We start from the raw sequence: 19,936 nt of genomic DNA on the forward strand, positions 1-19,936 counted from the left end.
TGGATCACCAGGACCTTGAACATCTGCACCACGTCATAGGGCTTGCGGCCCGCCTTGCTCTTGCGGGGCTTGTCATACACCTTGGCCAGCGTCGGCCGGAAGGCCTCCCAGTCCACCACGCGGTTGAGCTGAGGCAATGGATCGCCCAACTTCTCCAGCAGGGCGTACCGGTCTTCCAGGAGGTAAAAGAATCCAGGCTGCATGGCGGGCGAGGGTTCATCCGTTCATCGGGTTGGGGGTATAATGCTTGAGAGGAGACAATTTTTTCGAGGCCTCCTCAAGCGAGACCCAACAACTAGATTTCTTGGCGAAAAGTAAAAGCAAATGAGCCAAAAACTCTGCATCTTATTAAGCGACTTCGGACTCGGCGGCGTTGAGAAGATGCTCGCGCACCTGGCTGGAGCGCTAGTCGATTTAGGCGTCGATGTCGATTTTCTTGTCCCCGACACCAATCACTTATACCTACGCCCGCTGCAGGGAAGGGCCAGACTAATCTCGCTCGCCATGCCCGAGCGTGCACTCGAAGATCAGATCCTGGATTACCTCAGCGCTGTACGCCCGCATGCCGTGCTTACGGCCAAGTCCGAAGATATGCGCCGTATTAACCGTTTGCGCCATCAAGCATCCGCGCCCTTCATCCATGCGGTATGCCAAGGTACAAACTTATCGCAGTACCTGGCGGAAAAACCCTGGTTTCGCCGAACGTTCAAACGGCGGCAAGAAATCCGCACAATCCGGGCTGCTGACGTCGTGATTGGCAACTCCAGTGAAGTCTGCAGTGACTTGCATAAACTAACCGGCCTAGACGATACTCGCATTCGCTTCGCGCGGAGTCCCGTCATCCATGAAGGTATTTTCGAACAGGCCGAGGCCGACCCAGGGCACCCCTGGGTCGGCGATCAGAAGCGCCCGCTGCTCCTAGCTGCGGGCCGCCTAGTAGCTGTCAAGGATTATCCTACACTGCTACGGGCACTAGCCCTGCTGCGCAATGATGTACCCGCCCGACTTGTGATTCTGGGTAAAGGCAGCCGACTCAAACGACTGAAAGCACTCGCCAAGCACCTAGGCATCCTCGGTTCGGTCGACTTCCTCGGATATACACCCAATCCCTATGCCTTCTTCCAACGTTCAGATTGCTTCGTCCACTCCTCCGTTCGAGAGGGCTTCCCCAGTGTCCTGGTGGAAGCCATGGCCTTCGGTACGCCCGTAGTGAGTACTGACTGTCATTCGGGACCACGCGAAATACTCAAAAATGGTCAGTTGGGCCGACTTGTTCCGCCTCGCTCACCAAAACAGTTTGCCGAGGCGATCCGCTGCACGCTAGAACAACCGATTGCACCCGAACTACTACGTGCCCGGGCTCTCGAATACTCGGACCGGGTTAGCGCCCAGGCCTACGCTGAAATCCTAGGAATACCTGTCCCATGAATTCATAAAAAGCAAATCTATATACAGAATATATAGTAAATTTCATAAAAAGAGGAAAACGTTATCAAAGACATGCTATGCCATCTACCCCATCGGGGACCAGATACTTGCGGTCCTAGCTCTACTCATTAGCATGCTCATCTTTTCCATATTATCACCCCAACCACCCCGCCCATCACCACCTGATCGACCTGCCCGATACTCGATCAAGCTATGCGCTTTCACCGTTAATTAAGTTTAATATAGATTGCGAGAAATAACCTACCATGGCTATGGCAGCAAACACTCCAAGAATTGCATGCTTTTTCTCGACCTCAGGACACAGCGGTGTCGACCGAGCTGCCAAGCAGCTTATTCCTGCTTTGGCGCGCCGGGGTTATCGTGTCGATCTACTCAAAGTTCGTCACCACGGCCCTCACTTAGAGGCGCCCCATAATCGGGTTACAGTAGTCGATCTTGGATCGCGCCACACCTATGCCTGCCTACCCGCCTTGATTCGCTATCTTCGTCGAGAACGTCCAGCTGTAATGCTATCAGACAAAGACAGAGTAAATCGCACAGCACTACTCGCTAGCTGGATCGCTCGCTGGCTATTTGGTGTTCATACGCGTTTAATCTTCAGCTCAGGAACGACAATCTCAATCGATCTCGCTACACGCTCTATTATTGAACGCTGGATCCAGCGCAACTCCATGAGGCACCTCTACCCTTTTGCTGATCAAGTTATCGTGACCAGTGCTGGCGTAGCCGATGACATGGCACATTATTGTGGTTTAGCCCGAGAAAAAATCAGGGTAGTACCCTCACCCGTGGTAACCACATCGCTGTTTAATAAGCCTTTGCCCTGCCCAGATCATCCTTGGCTAGCGCGATCCGAAACACCACTAATACTCAGCGCAGGTGAATTGAGCAAGCGAAAAGATTTCGAAACCTTACTGCGTGCTTTCGCAAGAGTTAGAGCGCAACGACCTTGCCGACTCATGATCCTAGGCCAAGGCAAAACACGCACAGATTTACTTAAGTTGGCTGCAGAACTGGGAGTATCCCAGGATCTCGAACTACCCGGTTTTGTATCCGAGCCCTATGCTTTCATGGCCCACGCCGATCTCTTTGCATTCAGCTCTCGTTGGGAAGGGCTTGGTTTTGTCATTATAGAAGCACTTGCTGTCGGAACACCCGTAGTGGCAACCGATTGCCCCAGTGGCCCAAGAGAGATCCTCCAAAACGGTCGTATTGGGCCCTTGGTACCAGTCGGTGATGATATCGCCATGGCAGCGGCAATTATGAAGACTTTAGATGCCCCGCCACCAAAGGAATTGCTTCGTGAGGCCGCCCGTCCCTACGAAGTGGAAGTGAGCACAGACGCCTATCTAGACGCCATGCAGCTGCCACATAATTTAGATCATAACTCTTAACTTTTAACGCCGCTTAATTAGCTAACGCTTAAACTCACCAAGCCCTTGATCAGAATAGAATATTTTATGTGCGGCATATGCGGACTTGCAAATAAAACACACTCCTCTTCAAAACTGGATATTCCGATTCAGGCTATGAAGGCCCAGCTCACCCATCGGGGGCCAGATGATTGCGGTCAGTGGCATAATCCTAACGCAACCCTTGCACATACTCGTCTGTCCATCATCGACCTCGAACACGGGCACCAACCGCTAGTAGATAGATCCCAAGGCCTGGCCTTGGTGGCCAACGGAGAAATCTACAATTTCAAAGAGCGCAGAGAACAATTGGAGAGGGAAGGGTATCACTTTCATACTCATTCCGATTCCGAGGTGATCCTGCGGGCCTACCAGGCCCATGGCATCGATGCCCTGCCCCTGCTCAATGGCATGTTCGCCTTTGCTCTCTACGACACACGCAACAAGCGTCTAATCCTTGCCCGGGACCGGCAGGGCATGAAGCCCCTGTACTTCCTCAAGCAGCCGGGGAGATTCGCCTTTGCATCGGAGATCAAGGCCTTGCGTCCACTACTGGATGCCAGTCCGGCCATGGACGAAGGGGCTTTCATCCAATATCTGCACAACCAGTTCTCCTCGGGAAGACAGACAATCCTGAAGGACATCCAAAGGGTCCTTCCTGGGGAATGCCTGATCATCGACGAAAACCTGGACATACGCTTTCACCGTTACTGGGACGCCACCCAAATCCGCCCCCATAAGCAGTCGATGGACGAGGCCATGGAGGCCTTTGCCCCCCTCATGGATCAGGTCATGGAGGAACATGTCCGATCCGACGTGCCCTATGGCCTGTTCCTCTCCGGCGGAGTGGACTCGGGCCTGATGCTGGCGGAGCTGAAGCGACACCAGGACGGGCCTCTGCGAACGTATTCTGTGGGTTATCACAATGCCGACATGGACGATGAGCTATCGGCAGCGGCACGGCTTGCCCGGCACTTCGGTACCCAGCATACCGAAGTGCGCATCGATTCCGAGGACCTGTTTCACCGCATCCCCTTCATGACCTGGGCCACCGATGAGTTGATGCGGGACTACGCCTGCATCCCCACCTCATTCCTGGCCGAAGCCGCCGGACGAGACTTGAAGGTGGTCTTCACCGGTGAAGGCGGCGATGAGGCCTTCGCCGGTTACGGCCGCTATCGTGAATCCTGGCCCTTGCGGGCACTGAAGGCGTTTCGCTCCCCAGGGACCGGCGGCTTTCGCAGCCGGGGCCAATGGCGTCATGCCCCTCCACAACAGGTATTTTCCAAAGAACTCCTGAATGCTCACGGGGCCCGCCTGCAACAGATTCGAGCCGCACGGGCCCGAGCGCCCCGTGACTGGGACGAGATCACCATACGGCAATACACCGATCTGGTCACCGCCCTCCCCGACAACCTGCTCACCAAGGTGGACCGCAATCTCATGGCCTTCTCCCTGGAAGGTCGCACCCCCCTGCTGGACCACCGTATTGTGGAATTCGGTTTATCCCTGCCCGCGGATTTGAAGATCTCGGGCGGTCAGGGAAAGCGGTTTTTGAAGCGATGGGCCGAACGAGATCTGCCTGCCGACCTGCTCTACCGGCCCAAAAAGGGATTCCACGTGCCGGTGAAATCCTGGCTCAAGGGCGAATTCCTGGAGCAACTCGCCCAGAGATTGCCGGAGAACACCGGTATCCAGGCCTGGTTTACCCAGGATGGGGTACTGGATACCCTCAAGCGCCAGAAGACCCACGGGGATGCCTCCCGGGAGGTCTTCTCCCTCTTGCAGTTCGCCATCTGGCACAAGCTGTTCATCGAGGGCGACGGAAGCGCACCCCCCATCAAAGCGGACCCCCTGGAATGGATCTGAACACCTCCAACTGTATTATTAAACATCATAGCCATCTCAGGAGAGGCTTGAATGGAACTGCGCAGGGCGGCAGAGCCCTATCGTGTGGATCGCAGTGTATCCGCCTATCTCGAAGCCATGGGGCTGACCGATGACCGCTGAGGCCCGACTCCCCATCCTCCTCTCCCTCTCCGGCGAGGGGGGAGTGGAGCGTATGGTCCTGAATCTGGTGCGGGAGCTGGCCGGCCGTGGTCTGGATGTGGATCTGCTGCTGATCCGGGAGGAGAGCCGCCATCTGACGGATCTGCCCGCCAATGTGCGCATCGTCCGTCTGGGAACCCGGCACGCCGGCCTGGCGGTACACCCCCTGACCCGCTATCTGCGCACCCACCGCCCCCCGGTGCTGCTGGCAGCCAAGGACCGGGCCGGACGGGCGGCCCTGAAGGCGGCGCGTCGGGCGGGCACGGGGACCCGGGTATTCATCCGTCTGGGGACCACCCTGTCCCAGGCCCTGGAGGGACGTTCCGATCTAAGGCGCTGGCTGCGCTACCGGCCCATGCGGCGCTGGTATCCCGGGGCCGCCGGGATCATCGCCGTGTCCCGGGGTGTGGCCGACGACGTGCACCACATCACGGGCCTGCCCCAGGAGCGTCTGCATGTGGTGCGCAATCCCGTGATCACCCCGGACCTGACGCACCGGGCCGCGGCCCCGTCGCCCCACCCCTGGCTGGAGGACGGGGGCGATCCGGTCCTCCTGGCCATGGGCCGGCTCACGCGGCAGAAGGATTTCCCCACCCTGTTGCGGGCCTTTGCCCGTCTGCAGCAGGCGCACCCCGCACGGCTGATCCTCCTGGGCGAGGGCGGGGACCGGGAGGCCCTGCAGGCCCTGGCACAGACATTGGGGATCTCGCAGCGGGTGCACATGCCGGGATTCGCCGCCAATCCCTATGCCTGGCTGGCCCGGGCCCGGCTGTTCGTGCTCTCCTCCGCCTGGGAAGGATCCCCCAACGCCCTCACCGAGGCCATGGCCCTGGGGACGCCCGTGGTCTCCACGGATTGCCGCAGCGGTCCCCGGGAGATCCTGCAAGGGGGACGGTACGGTCCCCTGGTCCCCGTGGGGGATGACGCCGCCCTGGCAGAGGCCATGGCCTCCATGCTCGAAAATCCCATCGCCCCGGAAGTCCTGCGGGAAGGCGTGCAGGAATACCGCGCCGAGACCAGCGCCCGGCGCTACCTGGAGGTCATGGGTCTCGAAGCCCCGCAATGAACGCCTCCACCTGCTCCACGTAGCGCTGGTAGTCCCGCAGACAGCTGCCGATGGAGCGATGCAGGATGCGCCGGTCCACGTCGTTATAGTCATGCACCAGGATGTTCCTCAGCCCGGCGCTGGCGGCGATCTCCCGGGCGAATTCCGGGGTGCAGACCCCGACATCCGCCAGGGCGAGGAAGGTATCCCGGTAGGTGAGACGGGTGCTCCGGGCGTCGGGCGGGAGCCGTTCCGCCAGCAGGTGTTCGTTCACGTCCACGGCGCGCATGACGATCCGCTCGATGATGCGCTCCACCGCGGCAAGGCGGATATCATCGGCCAGCAGTTCGTCCAGGGTCAGGTCCTTGAAGCGCAGCAGACGCCCCAGGTCTTCGCCGATCAGTTGCAGTTTGCGGCGGATGAAGTCCTCACGAATCATGCAGCTGCTCCTCCAGCCAGGCCAGCCTGCGGCGGTGCAGGGTCTGCTCCAGCCGGCGCAGGTCCGCGGAATCCACGTAGTCCCGAAAGGCATAGGCCCGGTACTCGCAAAAGAGATCCGGGTCCCCCCAGAGACAAAGGCCCCGGGACAGCACCTCGTAACGCAGCAGGGGATCGGCCGCCTCCAGGCGGATCAGATCCAGTTCATGGCCGGGAAAGAGGGGGGCCAGCCGGTCCTGCGCCTGCAGCAGCCCTTCGGGGGGGCAGCCCAGGAGAGCCAGATCCACGTCGCTCCCTGGTCCCGGGGGCGGGCTGCGGTGGGCATGGGAGCCGTAGAGCACCACCAGCCTCAGGCCCAGGGACCGGGCAACGGCATCCATGCCTTGGAGATCGGGGAAACAGGACATGATCGGAGGGTACCGAAAGGCTGTGAGAGACCTTTGCATCTTGGGACCTGCCCCTTTCGGGATCAACCGCAGTGGGGATGCGCCCACGCCGCCCCCGCCCACCTGCACCCGGGAAGGACCCCATGGGCACCTTTCCCCGGTGGACACCCGCCGCCCTGGGCTGGATACTTGGCCCCCGCTTCGCCGTCCCGATGATCCGCCATGCTGCTCTCCCTGAAACACAATTTCCTCTTCGTGCATATCGCCAAGACCGGCGGCACCAGCGTGCGCGCGGCCCTGTCCCGCTACCGCTACCGGGGGCGCCACGGCCTGCCCCTGTTCCTTTCCGACAAGCTGGACCAGATGACGGGGCATCGCATCGGCGCCAAGTTCCCGCGCCACGCCAAGGCCATCGCCGCCCGGGAGATGCTGCCGGCGGAGGTGTACGACCAGCTGTTCAAGTTCGTCTTCGTGCGCAACCCCTGGGACCTGCAGGTGAGTTCCTACTTCCACATCCGCCGGGAGCGGCCCCGGGTCCTGGAGGGGGTGGCGGACTTCGATGCCTTCATGCGCCTGAAGTTCGACCCGGATCGCCCCTGGAACTACCTGCTGGACACCGCCCTGGAACTGCAGCGGGACTACGTGGTGGACCTGCACGGGCGCACCATCGTGGACTTCATCGGCCACTACGAGAGCCTGCAGGCGGACTTCGACCAGGTGTGCCGGCGCATTGGCCTGCCCGGGATCCCCCTCCCCCACCGTCGCCGCGCCGAGGGCCGGGACGACTACCGCCGCTACTACAGCGACGAGACCGCCGCCCTGGTGGCGGAGCACTACCGCCCGGACATCGAGCTGTTCGGTTACCGCTTCGATCCAACCCAGGCGCCGTAACGGGCGAAGATCACCCCGAGCGCACCCGGCGCGCGTTCAGGGCCATGAGGCGCCGGTAGAAGCCCGCCACGTCCTCGCTCACCCGGAGCACGTCGTAGTCCCGGGCGAAGGCACGGGCGCGGGCCGCCAGGTCCTTGCGCCCCTGCTCGTCCTCCAGCAGCCGGATCACGCGTGTGCCCCACTCGGCCACGTCCTCCGGGGTCTTGTAGCCGTTGACCCCGTCCTGCACCACATCGTCGATGCCGCTGGCACGTACCGCCACCACGGGCAGCCCCGCGGCCATGGCCTCCAGGATCACCATGCCCTGGGTCTCGGACTTGGAGGCGAAGACGAAGGCATCGCAGATCTGGTAGTAGGCCGGGATGGCGGCGGGCTCCACGGAGCCCACCAGTTCCACGCAGTCCTGCAGCCCCAGTTCGGCGATGCGCCGCTCCAGCCGGGGGCGTTCCGGGCCGTCCCCCACCATAAGCAGGCGGAACGGCGCCTCGCTGTGGCGGCGCACCCAGGCCAGCCCCTCCAGCATGAAGTCGATGTTCTTCTCCCGACCCAGACGCGACACGCTCACCAGCAGGGTCTCGCCGCCGCCCCCGTGCTCACGCCGCAGCCGCTTCAGGGTCTCGGGATCCGCCTGCTGCATGGCCTCGCAGTCCACCCCCGTGGGCCGCACCAGGATCTGCGAGCGCACGCCGATCACGTGCAGGTACTCCTCGGCGGAATAGGTGGGCACCACCACCCCGTCGCACTTGTTGGCGAAGTGCTCCACCAGGTAATGGGCGATGAAGTTGCGAAACAGCAGCCCCGGCAGGGGCACGTAGTGGGCGTATTGCTCCAGCCGGGTGTGATAGGTGAACACCACGGGGATCCTCAGGCGGCGGCCGATGAACAGCCCCAGGGAGCCGAGCCAGAAAGGGTGGTGCACATGGATCACATTGGGGCGGAAGGCGCGGGTGGCCACGGCGATGCGGGTGGAGAGGACATTGGCCAGGCGGAAGTCGCCGTTTCGCCCCCAGTTCAGCAACGAGGGCACCCGCAGCACGTGCTCCTCCTCGTCCGTCTGGGTGCCGTATTCCGGGGCCACCACCAGCACCCGGGCCCCCTGGCGCTGCAGCCCGTGGGCCAGACGCTGGATGGAGATGGGCACCCCGCCGATGAAGGGCAGGTAGTTGTTGGTGAACATCATCACCCGCAGGGGCTGGGGGGCATCCTCGGCGGCGGGATGGCTGAAGTCCCGGTAGTAGTTCTTCTCCATGAACACGGCCTTGTATAGCCGGATGGCCACCAGGGCGACGACGCACACCACCAAGAGGAAGTTGAGATAGCCCACGTAGAACAGGGAATAGATGAGGAACCACAGCCCCTCCAGCATGCGCAGCAGACGGCCCGGGGCCTGCTCCATCTTCACGGGCGCAACGTCGACTCCCTGCGCATCCACCTCCACCCGGACGAAATGGTAGAAGCTGTCCTTCCCGCTCAGGAGCTGACCGCCGCCGCCCCCCGTGGTCACGAACCAGGTCTCCCCCACCCTGCGGCGGTCCAGCACCCGCTGCGACGGGGAGAAGACCGCCGCCACCGGGTGCTCCGCCACCAGGGCCAGGAAATCCCCGAGGAAATCCGGATGCCTCGCCAGTCCGGAGGCGCGGGCCTCCCCCTGACGCTGAGCGGGCAGGACCGGTTCCCCGAGGAAGACAAAGGCCCGCTCCCCCCGCGCCCGCACCGCCTCCAGTTCGTCCTCAAACCAGCGCAGCTGCCAGGCCAGGGGAGTCTTGCCCGTCACGTCCAGGAAGATGAAGCGCGCCTCGCCCGCGGAGAAGGAATAGAAATACGGCCCGAACATGTCGTAGAAGCGGAAGCTGCCGAACTCGCTCTCCTCCTCCTCGGCGAAGGTGAGCACATAGGGGATCTGCAGGCGACGCATGGAACCGTAGAGGGCCTGATAGTTGTCCTCCCCGCCCCCGCTGACCACGTTGCCGGCGGAGATCAGAAAATCCACCCCGGAGCGGTTCAGGGCGGGGATCATGCGCCGCTCGAAGACCCCGATGGAGTTGCGCACGTTGCCCACCACGGCAAAGCTGAACGCCTCCCGCCCCTGCAGGCGGGCCTCGATGCGCTCGATCTGGTGGGCGTGCAGGGCCTCGAAGGTGTCCTTGAAGAAGCTCAGGTAGATCTTGTATCCCAGCAGCCCCAGCAGGGTCAGAAGGACGGCGAAGAAGGCGAGACTGAGGAGGCTGCTGCGCCTAAACATCCCGACCCGACCGCCAGGCCAGCACCTGGATGGCGTCCCGCTTGAGGATCAGAAAGCCGATGATCATGCCCAGATAGATGGTGAGCAGGCGCCAGCAGAAGGTGACCAGCAGGACATGCCCCGGGGCCACCAGATTGGAGAAGAAATGGGCGAAGGCCCCCTCGGCGATGCCGGAGGCCCCCGGCGTGGGGGCGAAATACATGACGAAGGTGGTTACCGTCTGGATCCCCAGCACGCGCAGATACTCCAGATCATAACCCAGGGCATGGAGCAGCACGGCCGGGAAGGAGAACAGGCTCAAAAGGAAGATCAGGGTAAAGAACACCGCCAACAGGCGCGCCCCGCCGCGGCCCGAGAGGAAATCCAGGAAGCCGCGGTGCAGCAGCACCAGCTCCCGGCAGAGGCGAAAGCGCAGCCGTCGTGCCCGGGGTTCACGCATCAGATGCAGGCGCACGGCCAGTTGCAGCAGACGGGACACCGGCACCAAAAGCCAGCGGCTACGGAAGATGGCCACCCCAAGCACCCCCAGGTAGGCGGCGATGAAGGCCACCAGGTACAGGGTCAGGCGCGTGGACCAGTTCAGCGCCTGGGTGAGGAAGTCCATGGAGAGCAGAAACACCGGGGTCAGGGAGAAGATCACCAGCACCGCCAGGGTGGTGCGGATGGTGGTGGCCGCCGCCGCGGTCCCCAGGGGGACGCCGGCGTGGCGCAGATACCACACCTGCACCACCCCACCGCCGGTGGCCATGGGGGTGATATTGGAGACGAAGATATTGACAAAGACCAGGCGCACCAGCACGGGGAAGGGCACATGATGCCCCAGGGCGCGCACCGTGTAGTACAGGCGCAACCCGTCCGCGGCGAAATAGACCAGCAGCAGGCCCGCGCACAGGGCGAGGGTCTGCGGTGCCAGCAGACGGGGATCCAGACGCAGCGGACCCTCGTCGAAGCGGTGGTAGACCAGGGCCCCGCCCAGCAGGGTGAAGGCCACGAAGAGGGTGGAGAAGATCAGGAACCGGTTGTTGCGAAAGAGCAGCCGGATCTGGGCCTTGCCCGGGACGTTCATGGGGCGGATCCCCTAGGAGATGGATTCGATGGCGGATTCGCCGGGGCTCACGCGCCGTGCCCGCCCCCCTCTTCGAGGATGAACTCGGTGCTGCAGTAGGGGCAGAGGATGCGCCCGTCCGGGGCATCCTCGATGGGCAGATAGACCCGGGGATGGGCGTTCCACAGGGCCTCGTCCGGCCGCGGGCAGCACAGGGGCAGGTCGGCGGCGGTGAGGCGTACGCGCCGGTGCCGGCAGGCCGGGGTGTAGCGGCCCGGTTCCAGGGCCGTCTGCGGATTGGGCATCGTCATCCCCTCCTGAATCATCGTCAAGCGTGAGGGCGCCGCGGCTCCTGCCGCGGCGTCACAGGTAGGCCAGCCAGTCCTCGTGCTTGGGATGGCGGCCCTGGACCACGTCGAAGTAGAGCCCCTGCAGGCGCTCGGTGACGGGGCCGCGGCCCCCGTTGCCGATGCTGCGCCCGTCCAGTTCGCGGATGGGGGTCACCTCGGCGGCGGTGCCGGTGAAGAAGGCCTCGTCGGCTACATAGACCTCGTCGCGGGTGATGCGTTTCTCCCGCACGGGGATGCCCACCTCCTCCGCCAGGGTCATGATGGTGCGGCGGGTGATGCCGTCCAGGGCGGAGGTGAGCTCCGGGGTGTAGATCACCCCGTCATAGACCATGAAGAAGTTCTCGCCGCTGCCCTCGGCCACATAGCCCTCGGTATCCAGCAGCAGGGCCTCGTCGCAGCCGCAGCCCAGGGCCTCGTGCAGGGCCATCATGGAGTTCATGTAGTTGCCGTTGGCCTTGGCCTTGCACATGGTCACGTTGACGTGGTGGCGGCTGTAGGAGGAGGTCTTCACCCGGATGCCCCGCTCCAGGTTCTCCGCCCCCAGGTAGGCCCCCCATTCCCAGGCGGCCACGATCACGTGCACCTGGAGGTTGTCCGCCCGCAGCCCCATGCCCTCAGGACCGAAGAAGCACATGGGCCGCAGGTAGGCGCCGGTGAGGCCGTTCTCGCGCACCGCCGCCAGCTGCGCCGCGTTGAGCTCGTCCGGGGTGTAGGGGATGTTCATCCCCAGGATGTGGGCCGAGCGGAACAGCCGCCGGGTATGATCCGCCAGGCGGAAGATGGCCGGGCCGCGCTCGGTGGGATAGGCCCGCACCCCCTCGAACACCCCCATGCCATAGTGCAGGGTGTGGGTGAGCACGTGGGTCTGGGCATCGCGCCAGGGCACCATCCTGCCGTCATACCAGATCACACCGTCGCGGTCGGCCATGGTGGACATGAACTCGTTTCCTCTTCTTGTCAGGTCATCGGGGCCCCGGTGGGGGTCGGATGGACGGCGCTTCGGGGCGCGCGGGCGCCGTCCGCATCAGTGCATCAGTGTCTTCCAGATCTGCCGGACCCGGTCGCGCTCCTGGCGCCAATCGTCCGCGCCGACCCGAGCCGGCTGGTCCTGCAGGGTGAGCTCGTGGATGCGGTCCCGGAAGGCCCGGTAGGTATCCATGAGGAACAGGGCGTCCTCCCGGGGGATCAGGCCCGTCTCCATGAGGGTCTCGAGGATGCGGACATTGTCCGGGTAGGTGGTCAGCCCCGGTTGGCGATCCGCATGGGCCAGGACCAGATATTGCACCATAAATTCGATATCCGCGATACCGCCGGGGTCTTTCTTGAGATCGAAACGGCCGGGATCGCGGCTGGCATGTTCCTTCCACATCTTCTCGCGCATCTCCCGCACCTGGCGCCGCAGTTCCTCCGCATCCCGCTGGCGGGACAGCACGCGGGCGCGCATGGCCTGGAAGGCCTCGGCGATGCGCCGGTCCCCGGCCACGGGGCGGGCGCGCACCAGGGCCTGGTGCTCCCAGGTCCAGGCGGAGTGCAGCTGATAGTCCTCGAAGGCGTCCAGGCTCACCACCAGCAGCCCCGCGGCGCCACTGGGGCGCAGGCGGGTGTCCACCTCGTAGAGGCGGCCGGCGCCGGTGAAGGCCCCGAGGAAGTGCAGCACCCGCTGCCCCAGGCGGGCGAAGAACTCGCTGTTGTCCAGGCTGCGCTCACCGTCGGTGCAGGCCTGCTCGCCCCGGCTGTCGTGGAGGAAGACCAGGTCCAGGTCCGAGCCATAGCCCAGTTCCAGCCCCCCCAGCTTGCCGTAGCCCACCACGGCGAAACCGGGGGTGTGGGTCTCCCCGTCCACCACGCAGCGGGGCCGGCCGTAGCGGCTCTCCATCTGCTGCGTCACCAGGGCCACCACCTTCTCCAGGATCACCTCGGCGATCCAGGTGAGGTGGTCGCTCACCTTCATCACCGGCAGCACGTCCATGATGTCCGCCGCCGCCACCTTGAGCACCTGCACCTGCTTGAACAGGCGCAGCCGGTCCATCACCTGCTCCAGGTCGTCCAGGGGGACTTGGACCAGCTCCTCCTCCATGGCCGTCATGAGGCCGGCGCGGTCGGGCGGGTCGTAGAGGCTGCGCGGGTCCAGGAGTTCGTCCAGGAGCAGCGGGTGGCGGGTGAGATGCTCGGCGATCCAGGGGCTGGCCTGGCACAGCCGCGCCAGTTGGGACAGGGCCAGGGGATTCTCCACCAGCAGGGAGAGATAGACCGAGCGCCGGGCGATGGTCTGCACCAGGCGCAGCAGGCGATCCAGGGTCACATCCGGGGCCTGCAGCCCCGACAGCAGCCCCAGGAGCAAGGGCATGAGCCGGTCCAGGCGGCTGCGGCCGGTGGCGGTGAGGGCGCGGCAGGTGCTGCTCTCGCGCAGTTGCTCCAGGTGCTCCAGGGCCCGGGCGGGTTCCTCCAGGCCCAGTTCCTGCAACACCCCCAGGGCCCGCTCCCGGCCCAGACCGCCCCCCCAGAGGGCGGCCAGTTCCCGGTGGGTCTCGGTCTGCGGGGAGGCCTCGTCCTCCTCGTCCACCCGCTGCGGCGCGGCGAAGACCTGTTCGAACTGCTCGTGCACCCGCTGCATGTGCCGCTCCAGGGTCTGGTGGAAGGCCGTCCAGTCGTCAAAGCCCATGGAGCGGGCCAGGCGCAGGCGCGCCGCCGCGTCCGAGGGCAGGCAGTGGGTCTGCTGGTCCGCCACCATCTGCAGGTGGTTCTCCGTGCGCCGCAGGAAGGCATAGGCCTCCAACAGCTGTTCCACGGCATAGGCCGGGATCAGGTCCTGCTCCGCCAGGCGCCTGAGCACGGGGACGATCCCCCGCAGTTGCAGGGAGGGGTCGCGGCCGGCACGGATGAGCTGGAAGGCCTGGCCCACGAACTCCACCTCGCGGATGCCCCCCGCCCCCAGCTTGATGTCCGCCTCCTTGCCCTTGCGCGCCGCTTCGCGGTTGATCAGGGCCTTCATCTCCCGCAGGGAGGCGAAGGCGCCGTAGTCCAGGTAGCGGCGGTAGACGAAGGGGCGCAGCAGGGCGTGCAGGTGATCGGCGCTGTCCCGGTCGCCGGCCACGGCCCGGGCCTTGATGAGGGCGTAGCGCTCCCACTCCCGGCCATGGCTCTCGTAGTAGTCCTCCAGGGCGTCGAAGCTCATCACCAGGGGACCGGCGTCGCCGAAGGGGCGCAGGCGCATATCCACGCGGAAGACGAAACCATCGGCGGTCTGCTCGTGCAGGACCTTGATCAGGCGCTGCCCCAGGCGGATGAAGAACTGCTGGTTCTCCAGGGGGCGGGGGCCATCGGTCTCCCCGGGCCGGGGATAGGCGAAGATGAGGTCGATGTCGGAGGAAAAATTCAGCTCCCCCCCGCCCAGCTTGCCCATGCCCAGCACCACCAGGCGCTGGGGGGTGCCCTCGGCGTCCCGGGGCTCGCCGTGACGCCGCACCAGGTCCGCATGCAGCCAGTCCAGAGCGGCGTCGATGAGGCCCTCCGCCAGGTGGGTGAGGTCCGCCAGGGTCTCCTCCAGGGGGGCGCTGCCGAGGAGATCGCGCCAGGCGATGCGGCACATCTCCCGGTGGCGCATCCGGCGCAGGGCGCGCATCAATCCCGCCTCGTCGGTGACCGTCTCCAGGGCGTGGCGGATACGGGCCCGCAACCCCTCCCCCGCCGCGTCGGCCCGGTCCAGGTCGCCGGAGTGCAGCAGTTCCAGGAACAGCCCGGGACGGCGCACGGCGGTGCGGGCCACGAAGTCGCTGTGGTACCAGACCTGGCCCAACCCCTCGGGCCAGGGCCCCGGTTCCAGCCCCCGCTCCCCGCAGGCCCCGAGGAAATCCGCCGCCAGATGGCGCAGGCCCTCGCGGGCGGCTTCCGGGACCCCCTCCAGGGGGAGCTGCTGGGGAGACGGCAGGGTCATCCCCTCAGCTTACCCGCAACGCCGCGCCCAAGACCATACCCCCATCCCCCCAGCTTATGGAGCCAGCTCAGGGGGCGGGGGCGCCGCGCCGGCGCACGGCCTCGAACTCGGCCTTGTCCAGGGCCTGGCGATGGGCCTCGGCGCCGGTGATGACGCCAGCATCCAGGAGCCGGCGCAGGGCGGTGTCCCGGGTCTGCATCCCCACCAGGGCCCCGGCCTGCATGGTGCCCAGGAGCTGGTCGGTGCGCCCCTCGCGGATGAGATGGGAGACCGCCGGGGTGTTCACCAGCACCTCCACGGCGGCCACGCGCCCGCGGCCGTCCGCCCGCCGCGCCAGCTGCTGCGAGATGACCCCCCGCAGGGAGGTGGAGAGCATGGAGCGGATCTGGGACTGTTTCATGGCGGGGAAGGCGTTGATGATGCGGTCCATGGCGGCGGCGGCACCGTTGGTGTGCAGGGTGCCCAGCACCAGGATGCCGGTCTCGGCCGCGGTCACCGCCAGGGAGATGGTCTCCAGGTCGCGCATCTCCCCCACCAGGATCACGTCCGGGTCCTCCCGCAGGGCCGAGTGCAGGGCCTCGGCGAATCCGGGGGTATGCAGTCCCACCTGGCGCTGGCTGATGAGGCAGCGCCGGCGTTCGTGGAGGAACTCGATGGGATCCTCGATGGTGAGGATATGGCCGCGGCGGTTGCGGTTGATGGCGTCGATCATGGCCGCCAGGGTGGTGGACTTGCCCGAGCCGGTCTTGCCCGCCACCAGGATCAGGCCGTTGCGCTGCATGGCCAGGTGGCCGATCACCGGCGGCATCTCCAACTCCTCCAGGGAAAGGGTGCGGTCAGGGATGGCGCGAAACACCACGGCCAGTCCGTTGAGCTGGCGCACCAGGCTGACGCGAGAGCGCGCCAGGCCCTCCACGGCGTGGGCGAAGTCCACGCCGTCCTCCCGTTCGAATACCTCCCGTGCCCCGGCGGGCAGGATCTCCGCCACCACCGCGTCCAGTTCGGCGGCGGTCAGCGGCTGCGTGTCCAGTTGCACCAGGTCGCCGTTCAGCCGGATGCGCGGCGGGCTCCCCGCCACCAGGTGCAGGTCCGATCCACCGCGCTCCACCAGGGTGCGCAACAGGCTCTCCGACTGCCGCATGGGCTTCATCCTCCGGCCAGGTCGATGCGCGGCAGCAGGCCCGCATCGGTGACGTATCGCTGGAAGGCCTGCTTGTCGCTGGCGTAGCGGTAGGCATCGTCCGGATCCACTTCCCCCCGCTGGATGGCCTCCAGCAGGGCCTGATCCAGCAGCTGCATGCCCTGATCCCGCCCCGTCTGCATCTGCGAGGGGATCTGGTGCACCTTGTCGGTCATGATCATGCGGGCGATGGCCCGGTTCACCCGCATGCACTCCGCCACGGCGCGGCGGCCCCGGCCGTCCGCGGTCTTCACCAGGGTCTGGGTGACCACTCCGTGCAGGTTTTGAGCGAGGAAGGTCTTGCCCTGCTCCCGCTGCTCCGTGGGCAGGGCGTCCAGGATGCGGTCGATGGTCTTCACCGCCGAGGTGGTGTGCAGGGTGGACAGGACCAGATGCCCCGTCTCGGCGGCGATCATGGACATGACCACCGAGTCCGTGTCCCGCAGCTCCCCCACCAGGATCACGTCCGGGTCCTGGCGCAGGGCCGCGCGCAGGCCCGCGGCGTAGCCGGGCACATGGGTGCCCACCTCCCGCTGGATCACCTGGGCGCGGCGGTTGCGGTGGACGAACTCCACCGGATCCTCCAGGCTGACGATGTTCACCGCGCGTTCGGCATTGATGTGGTCGATGAGGGCCGCCAGGGTGGTGGATTTGCCCGTGCCGGTGGAGCCGGTCACCAGCACCATGCCCTGGGTGTGGTCCACCAGTTCCCGCAACACCGGCGGCAGACCCAGGGTCTCCAGGGCGGGGATCTCGGCGGGGATGTGGCGGAAGGTGGCCCCCAGCCCCGTGGCCTTGCGGAAGATATTGGCGCGAAAGCGCCCTTCGTGGGCATCCACGTAGGCGAAATCCAGGTCCTCCCCCCCCTGGAAACGCTGGCGCTGGGCCGGGGTCAGGATCTCCATGACGTAGGCCTCCAGTTCCCGGTCCCCCAGATCCCGGAAGCGGATGGGCATGAGCTCGCCGTTCATGCGCAGCATGGGGGGTACCCCCACCGCCAGGTGCAGGTCGGAACAGCCCTGTTCTCGGGCCAGCTTGAGAAAGGCGTCGATTCTCGGCATCAGTCGGTCTCCCCGGGGGCCGCCCCCCGGTGCGCGTCCCCGCCAGCGGGCGGGTGCGCCCCCTGGATGGACTCTAGCAGAGCCGCGCGTACCGCCCCCATGGAGGCGGGCCGTGCGGCGGGTTCCACGGCCATCATCCGCAGCACCAGGGCATTGAGCCGGGGATCGATGGCCGGATTCAGCTCCGCGGGGGGCGTGGCCCGGCCCTGCACGTGCTGGTACACCAGGGCGATCTGGTCCTCCCCCTCGAAGGGGGGGCGGCCGGTGAGCATCTCGTAGAGCACCACCCCCAGGGCATAGATATCGGCGCTGGCGGTGACCCGGCCGCCGGTGGCCTGTTCGGGGGCCATGTAGCGGGGCGTGCCCACGAGGATGCCGGTGCGGGTGAGGCGGGTGTCCCCACCGCCGGTGACCGCGGCGATACCAAAGTCCACGATCTTCACCAGACCGTGTTCGTTGATGAGCACGTTGCCGGGTTTCAGGTCGCGGTGGATGACCCCCACCTCGTGGGCGGCCGCCATGCCGGCGGCCACGGCGGCGGCATGGCGCACGGCCTGCCCCTGGGGCAGCGGCGCCCGTTGGCGCAGCAGGGCGGCCAGGGTCTGCGACGGGAAATACTCCATGGAGATGGCCAGGGCCCCGCCCACGGAGAGGAAATCGAAGATACGGATGACGTTCTCATGGGTGATGCGGCGCGACAGCCGCAACTCCTGCACGAAGCGCCGGATCATCTCCTCGTCCGTGGCCAGCCGGGGGTTCATCACCTTGAGGATGATGCGCTCGCCGATCATCACGTCCTCCATGAGCAGGACGCTGCCGAAGGCCCCGCGGCCGACACGGCGCACGAAGCGGTAACGTTCCCCCAAGAGATCCCCGGGGGCGAGGGCATCCACGTCCAGCCCCGGGCCGCCCACGACGCGCCCCGCCAGGGCCCGGCCCTCGGTGTCGTCGCCGGCGAGGGCGGTGACCGTGGCCTTGTCCGCCCCACCGGCGCGGGACGCGGATACGGCGAAACGCGCCTCCAGGCGGTCCGCCGTATCCCGGGCGAGATCGCCCCATTCCCCGCCGGCCTCCTCTGCGCTTTGGCGCAGGGCCGTGAGGATCCCCCCCACGCTGCCGGCATCGGCCAGCTCCGCCAGGGCGTGCACGGCCTCGGTGCGCACCCCCTCCGCGTCGTCCTGCAGGCGCTGCAGCAGGACGGGCACGGCGCGATCATCCCCCAGGCGGGCCAGGGCGCGGATCACCAGCGGGGCCGCCTCCCGGTCCCGTTGCAGCATGCCCAGCAGGGCCGGCACCGCGGCACGGTTGCCGATGGCCGCCAGGGCGTCCACCGCCCGCTCCCGCACCCACCAGTCGGTGTCCTCCAGGGCGGCGAGGAGATGGGTCAGGGCGGTCTCGTCCCGGGTGGCGTTGAGGATCTCCACCGCCGCACGGCGCACGAACTCGTCCTCGTCCCGCAGCAACTGCACCACCGCCTGCACCACCCGCGGGCCGCCGATGCGGGCCAGGGCATCGGCGGAGCGGGCCCGGACCCACCAGTCCTCGTCCCGGATGGAGACCAGCAGCTGCTTGATGTTGGTGCTGTTGCCGATGCCGTTGAGCACCTCCACGGCGGCCCGGCGGACGTACTCCGAGGCGTCCCCCAGGAGCGGCAGCAGGTGCGCCGGGGTGTCGGGATCGTTGCGCCGCACCACGGCATCCACCGCCTTCTGCTGCACCGTGAGATCCCCGTCCCGCAGCAGGGTGCACAGGGCCCCCAGGGGCAGGTCCCGGGCCCCCTGCGCCAGCAGGGCCTGCAGGGCGGCGCGGCGCACGCCGGGGTCGTCATCCCGCAGGGCCTCCTGCAGGACGCTGCGCGCCCGGGGCTCCGGGAAGCGCCCCAGCACCTCCATCACCAGGCGGCGGATGGCGGGGTCCTTGCCCGAGGCGCGGTTGATGAGATCGGGCAGCACGCGCGCATCGGCCACCTCCCGGATCAGCCGGAACAGGGCGCCCCGGGAGGCGGCATCCAGTTCCGGGGCCAGCCGTAGCAGGGCGTCGGCATCCAGCCGCTCCCGCTGCCCCTCCAGCACCTCCAGCAGGGCCGCCCGGGGCAGTTCCGGGTCCCGCAGGGCACGGGCCACGCGATGGGGATCGACCCCCCGGGCGCGGGCCAACACCTGGGTGATGCGGGCACGCTGGGGTGCGGGGGCGTCCCGCAGCGGGTGCAGGAACAGGGGCAGGGTGTCATCGTCCGCCAGCCGCCGCAGCAGTTCCATGGCGCATCCCTCCCGGGCTTCGCCGGCAGGGCCTTCCAGGGACTGCAGCAGGCGCGGCACGGCGGCCGCGGCAACGCTGGCCAGCCGGGACAGGAGCGCACGGCCCTCGGGGCCGTCCAGGTCCTCCAGCCGGGACAGGCGGCGGATGAGACGCTCGGCCCGGAAATCGGCAAATACGCTCATGAGCGGGGCAGCC

The 19,936-nt window shown here is 66.1% G+C and carries 16 protein-coding genes; 5 read left to right on the top strand and 11 right to left on the bottom strand.

Annotation, left to right across the window (positions count from 1 at the left end):
- Positions 1-203, bottom strand: a 203-nt coding sequence (locus BM214_RS09590) for a transposase (RefSeq protein ID WP_483392429.1), incomplete at its 3' end; no start/stop codon positions are given.
- Positions 204-324: 121 nt separating this feature from the next.
- Between BM214_RS09590 and BM214_RS09595 the strand changes: the two genes are divergently transcribed.
- The 4 genes from BM214_RS09595 to BM214_RS09610 all read left to right on the top strand — a co-directional run bounded on the left by BM214_RS09595 (position 325) and on the right by BM214_RS09610 (position 5,976).
- A complete protein-coding gene (locus BM214_RS09595; RefSeq protein ID WP_090486274.1) occupies positions 325-1,428 on the top strand; it encodes a glycosyltransferase in 1,104 nt (367 codons plus the stop codon).
- A gap of 266 nt (positions 1,429-1,694) precedes the next feature.
- The gene (locus BM214_RS09600; protein ID WP_090486278.1) at positions 1,695-2,843 is read left to right on the top strand and encodes a glycosyltransferase; all 1,149 of its coding nucleotides are present in this window, start codon (positions 1,695-1,697) and stop codon (positions 2,841-2,843) included.
- A 66-nt stretch (positions 2,844-2,909) separates the two neighbouring features.
- A complete protein-coding gene (asnB, locus tag BM214_RS09605; protein WP_090486281.1) occupies positions 2,910-4,730 on the top strand; it encodes an asparagine synthase (glutamine-hydrolyzing) in 1,821 nt (606 codons plus the stop codon).
- Between the two features lie 130 nt (positions 4,731-4,860).
- Positions 4,861-5,976, top strand: coding sequence for a glycosyltransferase (locus BM214_RS09610; protein ID WP_218149051.1), 1,116 nt, complete (start codon positions 4,861-4,863; stop codon positions 5,974-5,976).
- Here BM214_RS09610 and hepT read toward each other — a convergent pair.
- Together hepT and BM214_RS09620 are read right to left on the bottom strand one after the other, a co-directional pair.
- Positions 5,951-6,394, bottom strand: a complete 444-nt coding sequence (gene hepT / locus BM214_RS09615) for a type VII toxin-antitoxin system HepT family RNase toxin (protein ID WP_177217645.1) — start codon at positions 6,392-6,394, stop codon at positions 5,951-5,953. The genes BM214_RS09610 and hepT overlap by 26 nt on opposite strands.
- Complete coding sequence (locus BM214_RS09620; RefSeq protein ID WP_090486290.1) at positions 6,384-6,800, bottom strand: nucleotidyltransferase family protein; 417 nt, start codon at positions 6,798-6,800, stop codon at positions 6,384-6,386. Before BM214_RS09620 ends, hepT begins: the two co-directional genes overlap by 11 nt.
- A 201-nt stretch (positions 6,801-7,001) precedes the next feature.
- Here BM214_RS09620 and BM214_RS09625 point away from each other — a divergent pair, with 201 nt between their 5' ends.
- Positions 7,002-7,670 (top strand): sulfotransferase family 2 domain-containing protein, encoded by a 669-nt coding sequence (locus BM214_RS09625; protein WP_090486293.1) that lies wholly within the window; start codon positions 7,002-7,004, stop codon positions 7,668-7,670.
- Between the two features lie 10 nt (positions 7,671-7,680).
- On the opposite strand, the gene BM214_RS09630 is transcribed toward BM214_RS09625, so the two are convergent.
- From BM214_RS09630 to BM214_RS09665, 8 genes are all read right to left on the bottom strand, one after another.
- Positions 7,681-9,912, bottom strand: a complete 2,232-nt coding sequence (locus BM214_RS09630; protein ID WP_090486296.1) for a glycosyltransferase — start codon at positions 9,910-9,912, stop codon at positions 7,681-7,683.
- Positions 9,905-10,978, bottom strand: a complete 1,074-nt coding sequence (locus BM214_RS09635; RefSeq protein ID WP_090486298.1) for a lysylphosphatidylglycerol synthase transmembrane domain-containing protein — start codon at positions 10,976-10,978, stop codon at positions 9,905-9,907. Before BM214_RS09635 ends, BM214_RS09630 begins: the two co-directional genes overlap by 8 nt.
- A gap of 47 nt (positions 10,979-11,025) precedes the next feature.
- Entirely contained in the window at positions 11,026-11,268 is a 243-nt protein-coding gene (locus tag BM214_RS09640; RefSeq protein ID WP_420797006.1) for a zinc-finger domain-containing protein, read from the bottom strand.
- A 52-nt stretch (positions 11,269-11,320) separates the two neighbouring features.
- The gene (locus tag BM214_RS09645) at positions 11,321-12,244 is read right to left on the bottom strand and encodes a branched-chain amino acid transaminase (protein WP_090486303.1); all 924 of its coding nucleotides are present in this window, start codon (positions 12,242-12,244) and stop codon (positions 11,321-11,323) included.
- An 87-nt stretch (positions 12,245-12,331) separates the two neighbouring features.
- Entirely contained in the window at positions 12,332-15,241 is a 2,910-nt protein-coding gene (gene glnE / locus BM214_RS09650; protein WP_090486306.1) for a bifunctional [glutamate--ammonia ligase]-adenylyl-L-tyrosine phosphorylase/[glutamate--ammonia-ligase] adenylyltransferase, read from the bottom strand.
- A 67-nt stretch (positions 15,242-15,308) separates the two neighbouring features.
- Positions 15,309-16,382, bottom strand: a complete 1,074-nt coding sequence (locus tag BM214_RS09655; RefSeq protein WP_090486310.1) for a type IV pilus twitching motility protein PilT — start codon at positions 16,380-16,382, stop codon at positions 15,309-15,311.
- 5 nt (positions 16,383-16,387) lie between these two features.
- Complete coding sequence (locus tag BM214_RS09660) at positions 16,388-17,482, bottom strand: type IV pilus twitching motility protein PilT (RefSeq protein WP_090486313.1); 1,095 nt, start codon at positions 17,480-17,482, stop codon at positions 16,388-16,390.
- A complete protein-coding gene (locus tag BM214_RS09665; protein ID WP_090486316.1) occupies positions 17,482-19,923 on the bottom strand; it encodes a HEAT repeat domain-containing protein in 2,442 nt (813 codons plus the stop codon). Before BM214_RS09665 ends, BM214_RS09660 begins: the two co-directional genes overlap by 1 nt.
- Positions 19,924-19,936: the final 13 nt, after the last annotated feature.

It is taken from the genome of Ectothiorhodospira mobilis (assembly GCF_900114895.1).
Lineage (GTDB): Bacteria > Pseudomonadota > Gammaproteobacteria > Ectothiorhodospirales > Ectothiorhodospiraceae > Ectothiorhodospira > Ectothiorhodospira mobilis_A.